The sequence below is a fragment of the Microbacterium sp. 2RAF4 genome (assembly GCF_052115285.1).
Taxonomy (GTDB): Bacteria; Actinomycetota; Actinomycetes; order Actinomycetales; family Microbacteriaceae; genus Microbacterium; species Microbacterium oxydans.
The window spans coordinates 1,389,152-1,406,449 of sequence record NZ_JBFRGI010000002.1 but is presented as its reverse complement, the minus strand read 5'-3'; the positions used below and the strand labels follow the sequence as shown (position 1 = coordinate 1,406,449).

Genomic DNA, 17,298 nt, shown 5'->3' with positions numbered 1-17,298 from the left:
TCAGGCGGCGGCGCGTGCGCGGTCGAGGTCTTCGAACAGCTCGGTGTTGAAACGGTAGGCGAGCAGCACCTCGTCGATCACGCGCTCGCGCTCGGCATCGTCCCACGGCGCGGCGTCGAGCTGCTCACGGTACACGTCCTTGAACGCGGCGGGGTCGGCGATGTCGTCGAACAGGTAGAAGCCGATGCCGTTGGTCTCGAAGCCGAAGCGGCGAGCCATCACGCGTCCGATGAAGATCCCGCCGGACAGGTCGCCGAGGTAGCGGGTGTAGTGGTGCGCGACGAAGCCGCCGGCCCAGGTGGCGCCGACCTGCCGGATGCGGTCGACGTAGCGCTGCGTCGTCGGCAGGGCGACGATCCGGTCGCGCCAGTCGGCTCCGAGCAGGAACTCGAGGTCGGCTTCGAGCGCCGGGAGCCGGGTGAGCTTGTCAGTGATGAAGACGGACGCGACGGGATCCTGGCGCATGCGGTCGCCTGCGGCTTCGAGCGCCTCGTAGATGAAGTAGTGCTGCGCGACGAGTGAGATGTAGTCCTCACGAGACCCTTCGCCCTTCAAGAGGTCGGACATGAAGCCGGCGGTCTCGCTGCGGGAGTGCGATCCGGACGAACGCTCGCGCAGGGCGGCGGAGAAGGAGAGGATCTCGGGCATGAGGCAAGTGTAAGGCTTGCCTTACCTCAGGGGAAGTCCGAGTCGTCAGGCGTGCGCAGTCGTCAGGCGTGTGGTCGCGGTTCGACACCGAGGCGGGCGCACGCGGCGTCGTAGAGTGCCACGACCTCCCGGCGCACGGACGGGCGGTCGGCGATCGGACCGCCGGGCCACGGCACGCGCAACTCGGTCACGATGCCCTCGCGGGTGATGTCCCATGTCCCGGCCTCGCCGTCGAATCCGGTCATGACGGAGTCCGTGATGTGCGCGTCCGAGGTGTCGGCGAAGGCTCGTGCGATGAGCAGGTTGTCGTCGGTGTGGTCGCCGTTCATGTGGCGGAGGACGGCGGTGATCACGTCTGCGTCGAAGGTGTGGGGCACGCTCCCCACCCTATGTCGACCTCCGACCCCGTCGCGGGGCCGACTTTCAGCATCGGCGCTCTAGACTCGGGAGACACGTCTTCGGGGGTTCTATCCATGCAGCTTCTCTCGTCGCGCCGGTGGCGCGCCGCAACGGCGACGGCGGCCGTGCTCGCTCTCGTCCTCACCGGATGCTCTTCTGAGGAGTCCTTCTCCTACACGCCTCCCGCGCAGGTGGACGGCGCATTCCCTGATGACACGGTCGCCGCGATGCAGGCGGCAGTCGACAACGCGATCGTCTCGTCCGGCGCGTCGGGGGCGATCGTCGGCGTGTGGGCTCCGTGGAGCGGGAGCTGGGTGGCGGGTGTCGGCACGCAGGATCGCGAGGGCGGAGCGAAGCTGACGACGGACATGTCCTTCCGCATCGCGGACGTGACCCGTCTGATGACCTGCGACGTCCTCTACGCCCTCGCCGACCGGAAGGTGGTCGAGCTCGACGCGAACGTCGCCGACTACGTCTCCGGTGTCGCGGACATGCGCGAAGAGGGCATCACCCTCCTCGACCTCTGCAACGGGACCAGCGGCGCCGGGTCGTCCGAGGAGACCGTCAAGTCGGCCTGGCTGAACACCCCCGACCGGGTGTGGTCCCCGCTGGAGCTCGCGGGCTTCGGTCTGGCACGCGACCGGGTCGCGCCGCACACGACGTTCCGCGACTCCGACGCCGGCTACCTGCTGCTCGGCCTGGCCCTCGAACGCGCCTCGGGCATGACAGCCTCCGAACTGATCGCGGAGTACGTCACAGAACCGCTCGGACTGTCCGACACCTCGCTGCCGGGGCCGACTCCCGGGAAGCCGGGAAGCGGGGAGGCCCTGAACGGGCACTTCCTGAACGCCGTCGAGGGTGGATACGACTGCGCGGCACCCGTCGACATCACCACGCTGTCGTCGAGCACCGGCTTCACCGATTCGGGCGTCGTGTCGACCATCACCGATCTCGGCCGCTATGCGCAGGCCGAGGCCCAGCAGGCGCTGCGCACGAAGGACAAGCCGGACCGCTTCGGCGACCCGTTGCCGGCCAGAGACGGCGCACCGTCGTGGTACCAGGCCACCGGTGGAGCCTATCTCGTCGGCTCGATGATCGGCCAGCACGGGTGGACCCCGGGTTACGCCACCGCGGCATACTCCGACCCGGCGACCGGCTTCACCGTGGCCGTCGTGCTCAACGACTCCACGGGGGGAGCGCTGTTCGCCCAGCAGCTCTCGTGGGAGCTCGCCGCCATCGCGTCGAAGGCTCCGGCAGCCGCGGGTCAGACGGCACCGGAGTTCGGGCTGCCGTTCACGGCGGAGCAGTACCACCAGGGCACGGCCGAGGCCGCGCTCCCTTGCGTGGCCCCGCCCGCTGCCGAGTGATCCGGGTCTGAGCAGCAGGCACGACGATGGCGATCATCGACAATGCGATCTACGTGGATGGCGTTCGCACCGAGAACCCGGTGACGCTCAGCGAGACCTTCGAGCGCATGCGCGAGCGCGGCGGCATGGGCTGGATAGGCCTCTACCGGCCGAGCGAGGAGGAGATCCGCGAGGTCGCCGACGAGTTCGGCATCCATGCGCTCGTCGTGGAGGACGCCCTCTCCGGTCATCAGCGCGCCAAGCTCGAGCGCTACGGCGACGTGCTGTTCATGGTGCTGCGACCTGCCCGCTATCTCGACGACGTCGAAGAGGTCGAGTTCGGCGAGGTGCACGTCCTCGTCGGCCCGGATTTCGTCGTGACGATCCGGCACGCGGAGGCCCCCGATCTCGGTCGTGTCCGTCGGCGCCTGGAAGCCGACCCCGCGCTCCTCTCCCACGGTCCGGAGGCCGTGCTCTACGCCATCCTCGACGAGGTCGTCGACGAGTACACGCCCGTGCTCGCCGGACTCGAGAACGACATCGACGAGATCGAGAGTCAGCTGTTCGAGGAGGACACCGATGCCACGCAGCGCATCTACGACCTGGGCAGGGAGGTCATCGACTTCCAGCGCGCAACGCAGCCGCTGTCGGGAATGCTCGAGGCGCTCCTGCGCGGGTCCGACAAGTACGAGGTGGGCGAGGAGCTGCGCCGCTACCTTCGCGACGTGCTGGATCACACCCTGCGCGTGAGCGACCGCGCGACCACATTCCGCACCGTGCTCGATAACGCGCTCACGGTGGAGTCGACCATCGTCGCCCGTCGCCAGAACGAGGAGATGCGGCGGATGACGGAGCTCAGCATCCGTCAGAACGACGAGGTCAAGAAGATCTCGGGGTGGGCGGCCATCCTGTTCGCCCCGACGCTCGTCGGCACGATCTACGGCATGAACTTCGACCACATGCCCGAGCTGCACTGGCTGCTCGGGTACCCCATGGCGATCGCGATGATGGTCGCTCTGGGCTTCGGCCTCTACGCCGCGTTCAAGCGCAAGGGCTGGCTCTAGGCGCCGTCGCGGCGGTCGGAGCTGTCCGGAATCGTATGCTCGGCGACGTTTCCTCTTCTTGCCGACGGGCCCGGCACCGGCGACGATGAGCGGATGAACGCTCATTCCGACACCGCCCTGCTCGTCATCGATGCACAGGAGTCGTTCCGTCAGCGCGCCGAGGACTGGGCGAGCACCGCGAATCCCTCCGTGCTCGAGAACATCGCGCTCCTCGTCGCGCATGCCCGTCTCGCGGGGGACGAGGTCGTCTGGATCACCCACTCCGAGCCCGGTTCGGGCGGCGTGTTCGACCCGGTCAACGGGTTCGTGCGTGTGATCGATGCTCTCGAACCTCTCGCGTCGGAGCCGGCCCTGACGAAGACCACCATCAACGCTTTCGCGTCGACCGACCTGGAGGAGAGGCTGCGCCGCGACGGTATCCGCCGGCTGGTGGTGTGCGGCATCCGCACCGAGCAGTGCTGCGAGACGACGACGCGGGTGGCGGCCGACCTCGGCTTCGAGGTCGAGTTCATCACCGACGCCACCACCACGTCGTCGATCCCGGCGGCGGGCGCTCTGGCGGCGGTGTCGGGGGAGGACATCATGCGACGCACCGAGAGCATCCTCGCCGCCCGCGGGTTCGCGACGATCGGGAGCACGCGGGAGCGGACGAGCGCACCCGTGGGTGAGGCGCCCGCCGCGCGGTGACCCCGACCAGGGGGCCTCAGTCCTCGGGGTCGGCCTCGGGCATGCCGGGTCCTGGACCCGGACGCACCGGCGCCTCGGGGGCGATGTCGATGCGGGTGTTGCCGTCGTGCTCGGTGACCTCGATGCGGGGGGCGGCGTCGGCCTCCGTGGCGTCAGGGGCGGACGTCAGCTGATCGTGTCGCTTCTCCGCGCTCGTCATCTCGTCGTCCGACGTGGGTTTAGGCGTGCTCATGGGTCTCCTTCTGGTCGCCGGCGGGCTCTCCGCCGGAAGAGGTGTTCATCTTGTCCGCATGTCTTCTGCTCCAGCGCGCCAGCGCGTAGAGAACGCCGCCGATCGCGAGCAGGATCGCCCCGAAGAGCCAGACGGCCGGTCGCTGCTGGGTGAGCAGCAGGATGCAGGAGCCGATACCGAGCACGGGGACGAAGGTCCAGACACGGAAGTGGTCGTTCTCGACGCGGTCGCGACGCAGCACCAGCACGGAGACGTTGACGCTCAGGAAGACGACGAGGAGCAGCAGCACCACGGTCTCGGCGAGGGTGGCCAGATCGCCGACGAGTGTCAGACCCATGGCCACGAGGGTGGTGGTGAGGATCGCGACCCACGGGGTCCTGCGCTTCGGGAGCACCCGTCCGAGAGCGGCGGGAAGCAGCCCCTGCTCTGCCATGCCGTAGGTGAGACGGCTGACCATGATCATCGTGAGCAGGGCGCCGTTGGCCACGGCGACGAGCGCGATCAGGCTGAACAGCCACGACGGGATGCCCGCTCCCGTCGCCTCGACCACGGCCAGCAGCGGGCCGCTCGACTCCTGCAGCTCGGCGGGCGGCAGTGCGATCGAGCTCGCGAGTCCCACCAGGATGTAGACGGCGCCAGCGGTGATGAGGGCTCCGAACAGGGCGCGGGGATACGTGCGACGCGGGTTCTTCACCTCTTCGATCATGTTGGCGGAGGTCTCGAACCCCACGAAGGAGTAGTAGGCGATGACCGCTCCGGACAGCACGGCGATGGCGACGCCGGTCCCCTCAGGGCCCTCGACGGTGCGGGAGGCATCGCCGCCACCGCCGAAGAAGAAGACCGCCACCACGGCGATCACGATCACCAGGCCGCTGAGCTCGATCGCGGTCATCACGAGGTTGGCCCCCATGGATTCGCGGATTCCGCGGGCGTTGAGGAGGGCGACGAGTGCGAGGAAGGCGATCGCCACCGGGATGGTGGGCAGGTCGAGGAAGGTGCCCAGGTAGTCTCCGGCGAACGCGATGGCGAGTCCGGCCGCGCTGGTCACGCCCGCCGCGAGCATGCTGAACCCCACCAGGAACGAGACGAGGGGGCTGTGGAACGCGCGCTCCGCGAACACTGCAGCGCCTCCAGCGCGAGGGTACTTGGTCACGAGCTCGGCATACGATCCGGCCGTGAGCATGGCGAGCAGCAATGCCAGGAGCAGCGGGGCCCACAGCATCCCCCCGACCTTCTCGGAGAGCACGCCCATCAGCGCGTAGATGCCCGCACCCAGCACATCGCCGAGGATGAACGCGAACAGGAGGGGGCCGGTGATCGCTCTCCGCAGGCGGGTCGGGGATTCAGCCTGAGGCGCGGTCTCGGTGGTCATGCCAGCAGGCTAAACGGGCGCGCAACGGTCCGACCACGGGGTTGACATGGCAGGACCGGACGACGGAGCAGGCGGCCGTCTTCCGCGTCTCCGCCCAGAGCACTCAGCGGATTCACAGAAAGTCCGCGCGGCTCCCGGATTCGCGCACGGCGCGGCGATATCCTCGGTGCCGCACGAGGGGCGGACCGGCCGGATGCGCGGGCTTCCTCTCTCGAACTCCCAAGACAAGGGGCTCTCTCATGACCGGTACCGCACGCAAGGCGCTCGCAGAAGCGATCGCCACCTTCCTCTTCGTCCTCGCGATCATCGCGGCAGTGAACAGCGACAGCCCGCTGACCCCGCTCGCGATCGGTTTCACCCTGATGGTGCTCGTGTTCTCGACGGGTCACATCTCCGGTGCTCACCTCAACCCGGCCGTCTCGGTCGGTGTCTTCCTGCGCGGCGGCCTCAGCGTCGTCGACTTCATCAGCTACCTCATCGCCCAGTTCGTCGGTGGTGCGGTCGCTGCGCTCGTCAGCATGTCCGTGTGGCCGGCGGGCGAGAAGGCCATGGTCATCGAGGTCGGCCCGGCGTTCCTGGTCGAGGCACTCTTCACGCTGATCCTGGTGTGGGTCGTGCTCAACACGGCCACGTCGAAGGACACCGCCGGCAACTCGTTCTACGGGCTCGCGATCGGAGCGACGGTGTTCGTCGGTGCGGCGACCGTCGGATCGATCTCGGGTGGTGGTTTCAACCCCGCCGTCGCACTCGGCCTCTCGGTGAGCGGCCACTTCGCATGGAGCTCGCTGTGGCTCTACATCGTCGCCCCGGTCATCGGTGCCGTGATCGCGGCGATCCTGTTCCGCGTGCTCAACACGGACGACGCCAAGAAGATCGCCGCCGCGGAGTAACCACCGCTGCATGCACGAAGCGCCGCATCCTCTCCGGGGTGCGGCGCTTCTGCGTGGGGCGGCGAGCATCCGGGCGCGTTTCAGCCGACGGACACGGAGGTGGTCGCGGTGGGGGTCGCCTCGCGGGTCGCGGTGCTCCGCGCACGCGCGGCGGCGACGACCATCACGATCAGGGCGATGGCGGTGAGGATCGCGCCCAGCCAGATCGGGGAGGTGTAGCCGAGTCCTGCGGAGATGCCGAGTCCGCCCGCCCAGGCGCCGAGTGCATTGCCGACGTTGAACGCGCCGATGTTGGCCCCGGAGGCGAGGGTCGGAGCGCCTCCGGCGTACTTCATGACACGGCTCTGCAGCCCGGGGACGGTGCCGAATCCGAAGCCGCCCATCAGGAACAGGGCGATGGTCGTCGCGATGCCGGACTGCGCCGACATCGCGAACACGGCGAGGACGACGACGAGAGCGGCGATGAAGATCAGGAGAGTGCGGTCGATCGCACGGTCGGCGAGGCGTCCGCCCAGCCAGTTGCCGAGCACGAGGCCGGCGCCGAAGAGCACCAGCAGCCAGGGCACGGCGGAGGACGCGAATCCGCTCACCTCGGTCAGCGTGTAGGCGATGTAGGTGAAGGCGCCGAACATCCCGCCGAAGGCGAGGATCGTGACGACGAGCGAGAACCAGACCTGTCCCGAACGGAACGCCGCCAGCTCCCCGCGGAGGCTCACCTGTTCCGTGGGGCGGGGGAGGCGCGGCACGAGCAGAGCGATGCCGAAGAAGGCCAGCACGCCGATGCCCGAGATCGCCCAGAAGGTCGAGCGCCATCCCAGCTCCTGGCCGAGGAAGGTGCCGAACGGTACTCCGAAGACGTTCGCGGCGGTGAGGCCGGTGAACATGATCGCGATCGCGCCGGCCTTCTTCTCAGGGGCGACCAGGCCGGCGGCGACCACCGAGCCGATGCCGAAGAAGGCACCGTGGCAGAGGGCGGCGACGATGCGGCCGACCATCGCTGTGCCGTAGTCGTCGGCGAGCGCGGTGAGCACGTTGCCGATGATGAAGAGCACGATCAGACCGAGCAGCACGGGCTTGCGGGGCAACCGGGTCGCCGCCGCGGTGAGCACGAGTGCGCCGACGACGACAGCGAGTGCGTAGCCGGAGATGAGCCAGCCGGCAGCCGACTCGGTGACCCCGAAGTCTCGGGCGACGTCGGGGAGCAGGCCCATGATCACGAACTCGGTGAGTCCGATGCCGAACGCCCCGATGGCGAGGGCGATCAGTCCTAGAGGCATGACGATTCTCCTGATAGATTGGAGGGAATGTTTGCAGACGCGGCATATTGCGCGTCGAAGGATAATGATTGCATACGCAAGTATCCGGCGCAAGCAACTATCGCGGAGGGTGGCCATGGGAATCGGTGACGACGCCGTCGAGGTGCGCGCTCAGGGGTGGCGGACGCTCGCCGCGCTGCACGGGCTGATCGAGACCGCTCTCGAGCGGCGCCTGGGTGAGACCGTCGAGCTCTCCGTGGTCGAGTACACCGTGCTCGATGCCCTCGATCGCCAGGACGGGTGGCACATGCGCATGCAGCAGCTCGCCCGTGCGGCAGCCCTGAGCCCCAGCGCCACCACGCGACTGGTGAACCGGTTGGAGGATCGAGGCCTCCTCACGCGCATCCTCTGCGCCGACGACCGTCGCGGCATCTACACCGAACTCACTCCCGCCGGCCGCGAGCTGTATGAACGCGCGCACCCTATCCACGATGCGGCGCTCGCGCAGGTGCTGGAGGAAGCGGCGTCGCAACCCGAGCTCGCTCCCGTGGTCGATGCGCTGCACGGGGTCGCACTCCCTGTGCTGACCGCCGGTTGAGCGGATCTCGGTGAGCGCTCTCGATCCGGCCCCCCGCCGAACCCTCCTCGTCGGCTACGGCAAGCTCGCCACCCGCCTCGCGCCGCTGCTTCTCGCCCGTGGTGAGGAGGTGATCGCCCTCCGACGCACCGAGGGAGCACTTCCCGACGGGGTGGAGGGTATCGCCGCCGACCTGGCGCATCCGTTGCCGGCTCCTCTCGAACGGGTCGACGCGGTGCTCGTCACGCTGCCGCCCGGCGATGCCGAGACCTCCTACCGCACGGCTCTGGGGCACCTCGCGCGCGCCCTCCCGGAGCCTCCCACCCGGGCGGTCTTCGTCTCCTCGACGGGTGTGTTCGAGGGGGCGGATCCCGATCATCCTCTGACGGAGGAAGACGAGCCGGCGCCGACGACACCGCGATCGCGCGGACTCGTCGATGGCGAGAGGGCCGCGGTGCAGCTCTTCGACGCCGTCGTCGTGCGCCCGGCCGGCATCTACGGGCCCGGGCGGGACTTCCTGGTGCGGAAGGTGCGCGAGGGCGCGGCCGTCGATCACTCCCGTCGCACGAACCGCATCCACGAGAGCGACCTCGTGCGCACCCTCGATCTGCTGCTGCGGATGGACGACCCGCCTCGCGTGCTGCATGCCGTCGACCAGGGCCCTGCTCGACTCGGAGACGTGGTGCGCTTCCTCGCCGCACGGCTGAATGCGCAGGTGCCGCCGGATTCGGGGCCGACCGGACCGCGCGGCGTCGTGTACGACGGGACTCTGCTGCTCTCCCTCCTCGGTGGCCTCGAACACCCGACGTACGCGTCGGGCTACGCGCGGATGGTCGACACCGCCTGACGGGGTGCCCGCCTTGGCGCGCTTCTTCGGCCATAAATGATGCTTATGTCCCCATGAGCATCGATCCTCTACTGCGACACCGCCTCGATCCGTAGCGTTGCTCCTCCGGAGAACCCGGAGAACCGGACGAACAGAGGATTGACGACAGTGACCGAGAACGACTTCCGCGGAGACAAGCTCATCGTCGTGGGCGGCAGCAGCGGCATGGGGCACGCCATCGCCGACGTCGTCGCACGAGGGGGCGGCGACATCGTGCTGATCGGCCGCGAGGAGGCGAAGCTGAGCGCGGCGCAGGCGGCGATCGCCGCGCACGGGACCGTGGTCTCCGCGATCGCGGCCGACCTCACCAGCCGTGACGACGTGCAGGCGCTCCAGGACGCCTTGGCGGCGGAGCATTCCGACGCGAATCTGCTCGTCAACGCCGCGGGGGTGTTCGCGCCCAAGCCCTTCCTGGAGCACACCGTCGCGGACTATGACGGCTATCACGACCTCAATCGCTCGACCTTCCTCGTCACGCAGACGGTGGTCAGGGGCATGATCGCCGCCGGGCGCGGCGGCTCCATCGTCACCCTGGGCTCGATGTGGGCCCATCAGGCGATCGCCGCGACCCCGTCATCGGCGTACTCGATGGCCAAGGCCGGCCTGCACGCGCTGACGCAGCATCTCGCGATCGAGCTCGCCTCCGCGGGCATCCGCGCGAATGCCGTGGCGCCGGCCGTGGTGCGCACACCGATCTACGAGGGATTCATCCCGAAGGATCAGGTGGACGAGGTGGTCAGCGGCTTCGACGGCTTCCACCCCCTGGGGAGGGTGGGAACGCCGGAGGACATCGCCGAGGTCGCCTCCTTCCTGTTGTCGGATCGCGCGGGCTGGGTGACCGGAGCGGTCTGGAATGCGGATGGCGGGGTCATGGCCGGACGCCACTGACGTCGGGGAGAATGGGAGGACCGTCGCAGGCGGAGAGCGATAGCGAGGATCTATGGCCGAGCGGATGACCATCGAGGGGCTGCGCTACGCGCAGGCCGTGGGGGAGACCGGGTCTTTCAGCGCAGCGGCACGGGCGTTCGGGGTCACCCAGCCCGCGCTGTCGGCCAGCATCGCCAAGCTGGAGGAGTACTTCGGAGAGCAGCTGTTCCTCCGCTCCACTCGAGGAGTGCGCCCGACCGCCTTCGGTCTGGCGGTCCTTCCCCTCGTCCATCGTGCGCTGGGGGCGATGGACGAGGTCTCCGCCGAGGCGAACCGCTGGACGGCACCGTCGACGTCGGGGATCCGGATGGGGATCTCGCCGCTGGTGGACCGTCGAGTGGTGGCAGACGCCTACGGAGCCGTGTGCTGTCTCTCCTCGACGGTGACGCCCCGCCAGTTGATCCTGCGCGAGGCCAACATGGCAGACCTGCGCGAGGGACTCGCCGCGGGCGACCTCGACATCATCGTGATCCCCTCGGTCGGCCCGATGCCGCGCTACACGCACCGCGTGATCGATGCGGAGCCGGTCGTGCTCATCGGTGCGCCGGGCCGGGAGCAGGGGCCCGTCGGAGTGCGCGATCTCGCGGGGGCGGAGCTGATCCTCATGCCAGACACCTGCGGTCTCACGACGTTCACCCGCGACCTGCTGGATGCCGACTCCGTTCCGGTGCGGACCTACGCGGGCGAGGCGGCCAGCTATCGCGTGCTCGAGGACTGGTCGGGCATCGGCCTCGGGGTCGCACTGCTCCCTGGATCGAAGGTCTCGGCTGCGAGCGTGGAGCGGCGAGCGGTCGTGGACGATGAGGGGGAACCGGTGGAGATCTTCTACGAGGCGGTCTGGGACCCGAGGTCGGAGCTCGCCACCGAACTCGCCGAACTCGCCGAACGTCTGCACCGACCGCAGCCGGAGGCGGCGCGCGACGGCGCGAGCTGATCCGACCGGATTCTCGTCGAGGGCGTCTAGCCTGAGGGCATGACCAGCGCACCTGCACGCACCGCCCTCGAGGTCGTCGACTGGCGGCGCCGGGTGTTCGCCCTGTACGACGCCGTGCGCGGCGCCGACTCCGCGGAGGAGGCACACGAACTCTGGCGGATCGAGCGCGACGACCTGATGCTCCACCACCCGGCGACGCCGCTGCTGCCCGAAGACCGAGCGCTGTTCGAGGGGCTGCCGATCGCCTCGTACGACGCGCACTGGCGCTTCGAGCTGCCGGTCCTCCCCGCCGACCCCGGTGGGTTCGACTTCGCGACCGGCACCGACGGCATCGTGCCGTTCGAGCGGGTCGGGCGCGTGGAGGTGCCGGATGCGGGGTCGCTCGACGTGTGGCGGCTGACCACCTACGGCGGCGGGCTCTTCGTGCCCGTGCGCGATGCGCTCGCCGGGGGCAGCGGCGGGACCTACGGTGGCGGACGCTATCTCATCGACACGATCAAGGGCGCCGATCTCGGGTCCGCTGCGGAGCGCGGCACGATCGTGCTCGACTTCAACTTCGCCTACAACCCCTCCTGCGCCTATGACCCGGCCTGGGCGTGCCCGCTCGCGCAACCCGGCAACGTGCTCTCCGTTCCGGTCCCCGTCGGCGAGATGTACGGCGGTTCCGGCGCCTGAGAGCCCCCTCCGCGGGTTGCCCGGGCGGTGCGGAAACGACTTTGTGACGATTCCGCCGGCGCATCCGTCCTATCTCCGAGCGAGCGTTTCGCTCCCGGCGGGAGTTCCACACGGGACCCGCGACCGGTCTTCAGATCGAGATGGGACACCTCATGGCAAACCAGGACCAGACCACCCCCGCTCCGGCCGAGAAGGAGCTCGCACAGGCCGCTCCGAAGGCCGCCGGCGCTCCCGCGTCGCGCGTCGACCGGTCGAGCGGATTCTCCTCTTCGCGCGTCCCCGCCGACGAGAACGCCGCGGGCAAGACCACCATCGCCGACGGTGTCGTGGCCAAGGTCGCCGGCATCGCCGCGCGTGAGGTCGCCGGCGTCTACGCCCTCGGTGGCGGCGGTGCACGCGCCTTCGGCGCCATCCGTGACGTGATCAACGCGACCGACCTCGCGCAGGGCGTGAAGGTCGAGGTCGGCGACACGCAGGCAGCGGCCGACCTGACCATCGTCGTCGAGTACCCGGCGCCGATCCAGGACGTCGCCAACAACGTCCGTGCCGCTGTCGCCGGTGCGATCAGCCGTCTGGTCGGTCTCGAGGTCGTCGAGGTCAACGTCGAGGTCAACGACGTGCACGTGCCCGGCGACGACAGCGACGACAACGAGGAGTCGCGCGTCTCATGAGCGCCACAACGGTCGGCGCCGTGATCGGCGCACTGCTGGCCCTCGCCGCCCTGCTGTTCGGGTTCTGGGGATTCCTCCTCATGGCTCTCTTCGCGGGCATCGGGGCGCTCGTCGGCCGGATCGCCTCCGGCAAGCTCGACGTCCGCGGACTCGCCGACGTCTTCACCGGGCGGCGTACCTCCTGATGGGTGCCGACCAGCACATCGCCGGCGGCGCGCTCTCCGGAGCCGCCGCCGGCGGGGCCGCCCTCCGTGGTCGCGTCGAGGTGAAGGACCGCGTCTACCGCACCGTCACCGAGAAGGCGTCCGCGACGTTGATCGGGGTGCCTCGCAGCGACGTGAAGGTCGATGTCGCGGAGCACCCGCGCGGGGTCACCGTGCGCATCGCCACGCCCCTCCCCGTCCCGAGCCTGGACGACACGGCAGCGATCGCTCGGGCCGTGCCCGTCCTGGAACGGGCACGCGAACTGCAGGAACAGCTGCAGCAGAACCTGAGCACGATCCTCGGACGCAACGTCATCCGCATCAACCTCACCGTCACCGGTGCCGTCATCCCGGAAAGGAGACGAGTGCAATGAGCACCCCGGTCCTGCGCCGCGTCATCCGACGCGAGACGCACTCGCCGCGAACCGTCGCGATGTTCGTCGCAGTCGTCCTGCTCATCCTCGCCCTCGCGTACATCGGACTCGAGATCGTGCTGAGCCTCGCCGCCCAGCCCGCCCTCCTGGTCGGTCCTGCTGCAGCGGCGGGCTGGCTGATCGGCGTGCCCACGGCGCAGCCCGCCGGTCTCGTGATCGCCGGCAGCGTCGTGCTCGCCCTCATCGGACTGGTCTTCATCGTGCTCGCCATCACACCGGGACGCCTGTCGAGGCATGTCCTCGATGCGGGTGGACGCGCGGTCGTCGTCGACAACGGCGTGATCGCCAGCGCCCTGGCCCAGCACCTCGCCGAGGAGACGGGTCTCACCCGCGACAGCATCACCGTCGGTGTCGGACACCGCACCGTCGACGTGACCGTGCGCCCCGGCATCGGAGTGCCGCTGGACAAGGCCGATGTGCAGTCAGCGGCCGAAGCGGAGCTGCAGACCTACCGGCTGACCGACAAGGTGCGCACCCGGGTGCGCATCGAGCGTCCCACCGAGAAGGAAGACGAGCTGTGAACAACACGAATCGCGCATTGAACCGCATCCTGCTGCTGGTCATCGGACTGCTGTTCCTCGCCCTCGGTGCGGTGGGCATCGCCATCATGAGCTGGCCCACCCTGTCGGACATCTGGACCGCGGCGGGCAAGGATGCCCGGTCCTGGCTCGACCAGGCCATCGCCGCGACGGCGATCGCCGGTGGCGGCCTGTCGTGGATCGGCATCGGCGCGGTCGTCGCGATCGTGGTCGTCATCGTGCTGCTGATCCTCGCGCTCACGAGCATCGCGGGGCGTCGGTCGAAGACGGTTCTGCGTTCCAGCGGAGCGCAGAACCCGCTGGGTCGCGTGACCGTGAACGAATCGTTCGTCTCCGACGCCGTGAAGAACTCCCTCACCACCCGCGATGAGGTTCTGTCCGCGCAGGTCACCGCCAACGACATCCGTCGCCGCCCCGTGCTGCACGTGGCCGTCACGCCGCGTCAGAACACCGATCCGCGAGAGCTCGTCGACCACGTCGATCGCCTCCTCGCCAACCTCGCCGTGCTGACGGGGCGCGACACCGACACCTTCGTCTCGGTGCACACGAGCCTGCGGGCCCGACTCGCCCACGACCAGCGTCGGCTCTCCTGACCGGACCCTCTCCGCAGCCCCACAGAAAGCAGGCATCATGCGCAACAAGATCCTCCTCGTCGTCGGCGTCGCCTTCGTCGCGTATGTGTTCGGGAGCAGGACGGCGACGGTGCAGATCGACAAGGGTGAGTCGGTGGGGCATCAGCTGGTGCGGATGTGGAACGACCCGAAGGTCAGGAAACAGCGCCGGAAGACGGCGGAGAGAGCGGCGAAGAAGGCGAAGAAAGCCCTCGGGCGCTGAAATCCCGCCGCGGCGACCGGCTCGCTCTCAGGTCGGTCGCGCGGTCGACTCCCGTACGACGAGCTCGGGCTGGAACACCACGCGTTCCCGCCCGGCGTGACCGCCGGCTTCTCGCAGCATCAGATCGACGGCCGTGTATCCGATGAGTTCGGCGGGCTGGCGGATCGACGAGAGCGGGACCACGGCGGCGGCCGCGAAGTCGATGTCGTCGTAGCCGATGAGCGCGATCTCGTCCGGGACCCGGATGCTGCTGCGCATCATGAGCGCTTGCAGCACCCCCATCGCGAGGAGGTCGTTCGCGGCGAAGACGGCATCGGGTCGATCTTCGGGTGCACGAGCGCTGAGGGTCTCGCCGGCGGCACGGCCCGAGAGCACGCTCAGGGAATCGGTCAGGATCACCTCGAGGGAGACACCGGCCTCGTTCGCGGCTCTGCTGGCACCCTCAAGGCGGTCGACCACCTGTCGGATGCCCATCGGACCCCCGACGAAGGCGATGCGTCGTCGTCCCTGCGCCGCGAGATGTTGCACGGCGAGGTAGCCACCGCCGACGTCGTCGACCGACACCGAGGAGAAGCTCTCGTCGGCGACTTCCCGGTCGACGAGCACCACGGTGGTGCCGCGATCGCGCAGGCGTCGCAATCGCGGGAGGTCGTCGGCGAGCGGAGAGATGAGCAGGCCGGCGATGCGCTGCTCCTCGAACAGGTCGATGTAGGCGCGCTCGCGTTCGACCTTCTCGTCGCTGTTGCCGAGCGTGACCGTCATCCGCGCCTCGGCGGCCCGTTCCTCGGCGCCGCGGGCGATGTCGGTGAAGAACGGGTTGCGCACGTCGAGCACGACCAGGCCTATCGAGCGACTGTGTCCTGCGCGCAGCTGCCGGGCGGCGTCATTGCGCACGAAGCCGAGCTTCTCGATCGCCGTCGTGACGCGTTCGACGGTGGCGGGCGACACCTTGTCCGGGTGGTTCAGGACGTTCGAGACGGTCCCGACCGAGACGGATGCGGCGAGTGCGACATCTCGAACACTGACGACCACGGCGTGATTCCTTTCCGCGCCATCCGCGAAACCTGTCCCTGAAACGTACCATCGACCAAACCGTGACTTGACAGGAAGCCAGCGAGAGTCATAAATTTCAGGTGCTCCGCTCTTTAAAACGATTCAATCCGCAGGGACGATCCTGCAGCTTAGGTCCGATCGATGACGATTCCCTCTGACACCTCCGGTGCTCCGCCGGCGCTCGAACTCCGCGACATCCGCAAGTCGTTCGGCGCGGTGGTCGCCCTCCGTTCCGGGACGCTCTCGGTCGACGGCGGGTCCATCCACGCCCTGGTCGGCGAGAACGGCGCGGGCAAATCCACCCTCGTGAAGATCGTCGCCGGTCTCTACCAGCGCGACGCCGGGGTGTTCCGGTTCCATGGCGAGGACGTGGACTTCTCCTCCACCGCGCAGTCGAAGAGCGCGGGCGTCGCGGTGATCTATCAGGAGCCGACGCTGTTCCCCGATCTGTCCGTCACCGAGAACATCTTCATGGGCCGACAGCCGACCGGGCGCTTCGGTCGTATCGACCGCAAGGGCATGCGCCACGAGGTCGAGCGCCTCTTCACCCGGCTCGGTGTGACCATCGATCCCGACCGTCCGGCGGAGGGGTTGTCGATCGCCGATCAGCAGGTCATCGAGATCGCGAAGGCCGTCTCGCTCGATGCGAGCCTGCTGGTCATGGACGAGCCCACCGCTGCGCTCTCCGGCGTCGAGGTCGAGCGGCTCTTCACGATCGCGCGGAGTCTGCGCGATGAGGGCCGTGCACTCATCTTCATCTCGCATCGCTTCGACGAGGTGTTCGCACTCTGCGACACCGTCACAATCATGCGTGACGGGGCCTACATCGCCACCAGCGCGATCGCCGACACCTCGGTCGAGGAGATCGTGCACCAGATGGTCGGTCGCGAGGTGACCGAGCTGTTCCCCAAGCAGGAGACGACGGTCGGCGCACCGCTGCTCGTGGTCGAGAACCTCACCAGCCCTGGCGTCTTCCACGACATCTCCTTCACGGTGCGCGCGGGCGAGATCGTCGGTCTCGCCGGCCTCGTCGGGGCCGGACGCAGTGAAGTGGTGCGTGCCGTCTTCGGGGTCGACCCGTACCGCGAGGGCTCCGTCACCATGCAGGGCGCACGCATCCCCCGCAGTCGACCCACCGAGGCCATGCGTGCGGGCCTCGCGCTCGTGCCCGAGGACCGTCGCAAGCAGGGGCTCGTGATCGAATCGGGCGTCGGCGGCAACATCACCCTCTCCATCCGCCGCCAGCTCGCGAAGCTGGGCTTCCTCACCACCGGCATCGAGAACCGCGCCGCCAGGGAATGGGCGACCAGGCTCGAGGTCAAGACCCACGCCCTCGACACGGTCGCAGCGACGCTCTCCGGCGGCAACCAGCAGAAGGTCGTCCTCGCCAAGTGGCTCGCCACGCAGCCGAAGGTGCTCATCATCGACGAACCGACCAGAGGGATCGACGTCGGCACCAAGTCGGAGGTGCACCGACTGCTCTCCGAGCTCGCGGGGCAGGGAATGGGGATCCTCATGATCTCGTCCGAGCTGCCGGAGGTGCTCGGCATGGCCGACCGTGTCCTCGTCATGCGCGAAGGGCGCATCACCGCGGAGATCGCCCGCGCCGAGGCGACTTCCGAGAACGTCATGTACGCCGCTACGCACGCATCGGAGCTCTCCTCGTGACCA

The 17,298-nt window shown here is 68.8% G+C and carries 22 protein-coding genes; 16 read left to right on the top strand and 6 right to left on the bottom strand.

Features of this window, described 5'->3' with window-relative positions; genetic code table 11:
* Both AB4070_RS11235 and AB4070_RS11230 read right to left on the bottom strand, forming a co-directional pair.
* Positions 1-648: a heme oxygenase (biliverdin-producing) gene (locus tag AB4070_RS11235; protein ID WP_441980165.1), complete on the bottom strand. Its 648-nt coding sequence runs from the start codon at positions 646-648 to the stop codon at positions 1-3.
* A gap of 62 nt (positions 649-710) precedes the next feature.
* A complete protein-coding gene (locus tag AB4070_RS11230; protein WP_441980164.1) occupies positions 711-1,025 on the bottom strand; it encodes a DUF2470 domain-containing protein in 315 nt (104 codons plus the stop codon).
* Positions 1,026-1,121: 96 nt separating this feature from the next.
* Between AB4070_RS11230 and AB4070_RS11225 the strand changes: the two genes are divergently transcribed.
* From AB4070_RS11225 to AB4070_RS11215, 3 genes are all read left to right on the top strand, one after another.
* Positions 1,122-2,414 (top strand): serine hydrolase domain-containing protein, encoded by a 1,293-nt coding sequence (locus tag AB4070_RS11225; protein WP_441980163.1) that lies wholly within the window; start codon positions 1,122-1,124, stop codon positions 2,412-2,414.
* A gap of 26 nt (positions 2,415-2,440) precedes the next feature.
* A complete protein-coding gene (corA, locus tag AB4070_RS11220; protein WP_046748637.1) occupies positions 2,441-3,457 on the top strand; it encodes a magnesium/cobalt transporter CorA in 1,017 nt (338 codons plus the stop codon).
* A 93-nt stretch (positions 3,458-3,550) separates the two neighbouring features.
* The gene (locus tag AB4070_RS11215) at positions 3,551-4,144 is read left to right on the top strand and encodes an isochorismatase family protein (RefSeq protein WP_441980162.1); all 594 of its coding nucleotides are present in this window, start codon (positions 3,551-3,553) and stop codon (positions 4,142-4,144) included.
* 16 nt (positions 4,145-4,160) lie between these two features.
* On the opposite strand, the gene AB4070_RS11210 is transcribed toward AB4070_RS11215, so the two are convergent.
* Both AB4070_RS11210 and AB4070_RS11205 read right to left on the bottom strand, forming a co-directional pair.
* The gene (locus tag AB4070_RS11210; RefSeq protein ID WP_441980161.1) at positions 4,161-4,376 is read right to left on the bottom strand and encodes a multidrug transporter; all 216 of its coding nucleotides are present in this window, start codon (positions 4,374-4,376) and stop codon (positions 4,161-4,163) included.
* Positions 4,363-5,748 carry an APC family permease gene (locus AB4070_RS11205; protein ID WP_441980160.1) on the bottom strand — a complete coding sequence of 462 codons (1,386 nt, stop codon included), beginning with the start codon at positions 5,746-5,748 and terminating at the stop codon, positions 4,363-4,365. Before AB4070_RS11205 ends, AB4070_RS11210 begins: the two co-directional genes overlap by 14 nt.
* A 239-nt stretch (positions 5,749-5,987) precedes the next feature.
* Between AB4070_RS11205 and AB4070_RS11200 the strand changes: the two genes are divergently transcribed.
* Entirely contained in the window at positions 5,988-6,638 is a 651-nt protein-coding gene (locus tag AB4070_RS11200) for an MIP/aquaporin family protein (RefSeq protein ID WP_441980159.1), read from the top strand.
* Positions 6,639-6,718: 80 nt separating this feature from the next.
* Here AB4070_RS11200 and AB4070_RS11195 read toward each other — a convergent pair whose 3' ends face one another.
* On the bottom strand, positions 6,719-7,915 hold the full coding sequence (locus AB4070_RS11195; RefSeq protein ID WP_441980158.1) for an MFS transporter: 1,197 nt from the start codon (positions 7,913-7,915) through the stop codon (positions 6,719-6,721).
* Between the two features lie 115 nt (positions 7,916-8,030).
* Here AB4070_RS11195 and AB4070_RS11190 point away from each other — a divergent pair, with 115 nt between their 5' ends.
* The 11 genes from AB4070_RS11190 to AB4070_RS11140 all read left to right on the top strand — a co-directional run bounded on the left by AB4070_RS11190 (position 8,031) and on the right by AB4070_RS11140 (position 14,574).
* Positions 8,031-8,492: a MarR family winged helix-turn-helix transcriptional regulator gene (locus AB4070_RS11190; protein ID WP_441980157.1), complete on the top strand. Its 462-nt coding sequence runs from the start codon at positions 8,031-8,033 to the stop codon at positions 8,490-8,492.
* Between the two features lie 10 nt (positions 8,493-8,502).
* Entirely contained in the window at positions 8,503-9,318 is an 816-nt protein-coding gene (locus AB4070_RS11185; protein ID WP_441980156.1) for a sugar nucleotide-binding protein, read from the top strand.
* A 147-nt stretch (positions 9,319-9,465) separates the two neighbouring features.
* Positions 9,466-10,245 (top strand): SDR family NAD(P)-dependent oxidoreductase, encoded by a 780-nt coding sequence (locus tag AB4070_RS11180; RefSeq protein ID WP_441980155.1) that lies wholly within the window; start codon positions 9,466-9,468, stop codon positions 10,243-10,245.
* A 52-nt stretch (positions 10,246-10,297) separates the two neighbouring features.
* Positions 10,298-11,218 (top strand): LysR family transcriptional regulator, encoded by a 921-nt coding sequence (locus AB4070_RS11175; protein ID WP_441980154.1) that lies wholly within the window; start codon positions 10,298-10,300, stop codon positions 11,216-11,218.
* A 39-nt stretch (positions 11,219-11,257) separates the two neighbouring features.
* Complete coding sequence (locus AB4070_RS11170) at positions 11,258-11,893, top strand: DUF1684 domain-containing protein (protein ID WP_441980153.1); 636 nt, start codon at positions 11,258-11,260, stop codon at positions 11,891-11,893.
* A gap of 152 nt (positions 11,894-12,045) precedes the next feature.
* Positions 12,046-12,564, top strand: coding sequence for an Asp23/Gls24 family envelope stress response protein (locus tag AB4070_RS11165; RefSeq protein ID WP_441980152.1), 519 nt, complete (start codon positions 12,046-12,048; stop codon positions 12,562-12,564).
* Positions 12,561-12,749: a DUF2273 domain-containing protein gene (locus AB4070_RS11160; RefSeq protein ID WP_441980151.1), complete on the top strand. Its 189-nt coding sequence runs from the start codon at positions 12,561-12,563 to the stop codon at positions 12,747-12,749. Before AB4070_RS11165 ends, AB4070_RS11160 begins: the two co-directional genes overlap by 4 nt.
* Positions 12,749-13,141, top strand: a complete 393-nt coding sequence (locus AB4070_RS11155) for a hypothetical protein (RefSeq protein WP_441980150.1) — start codon at positions 12,749-12,751, stop codon at positions 13,139-13,141. The genes AB4070_RS11160 and AB4070_RS11155 overlap by 1 nt, the downstream gene beginning before the upstream one ends.
* Entirely contained in the window at positions 13,138-13,722 is a 585-nt protein-coding gene (locus tag AB4070_RS11150) for a DUF6286 domain-containing protein (protein WP_441980149.1), read from the top strand. The genes AB4070_RS11155 and AB4070_RS11150 overlap by 4 nt, the downstream gene beginning before the upstream one ends.
* A complete protein-coding gene (locus AB4070_RS11145; RefSeq protein WP_441980148.1) occupies positions 13,719-14,333 on the top strand; it encodes a hypothetical protein in 615 nt (204 codons plus the stop codon). The genes AB4070_RS11150 and AB4070_RS11145 overlap by 4 nt, the downstream gene beginning before the upstream one ends.
* A 37-nt stretch (positions 14,334-14,370) precedes the next feature.
* The gene (locus tag AB4070_RS11140; protein ID WP_441980147.1) at positions 14,371-14,574 is read left to right on the top strand and encodes a hypothetical protein; all 204 of its coding nucleotides are present in this window, start codon (positions 14,371-14,373) and stop codon (positions 14,572-14,574) included.
* Between the two features lie 27 nt (positions 14,575-14,601).
* Here AB4070_RS11140 and AB4070_RS11135 read toward each other — a convergent pair whose 3' ends face one another.
* The gene (locus tag AB4070_RS11135; RefSeq protein ID WP_441980146.1) at positions 14,602-15,606 is read right to left on the bottom strand and encodes a LacI family DNA-binding transcriptional regulator; all 1,005 of its coding nucleotides are present in this window, start codon (positions 15,604-15,606) and stop codon (positions 14,602-14,604) included.
* A 162-nt stretch (positions 15,607-15,768) separates the two neighbouring features.
* Between AB4070_RS11135 and AB4070_RS11130 the strand changes: the two genes are divergently transcribed.
* A complete protein-coding gene (locus AB4070_RS11130) occupies positions 15,769-17,295 on the top strand; it encodes a sugar ABC transporter ATP-binding protein (RefSeq protein ID WP_441980145.1) in 1,527 nt (508 codons plus the stop codon).
* The last annotated feature ends 3 nt before the right edge of the window (positions 17,296-17,298 follow it).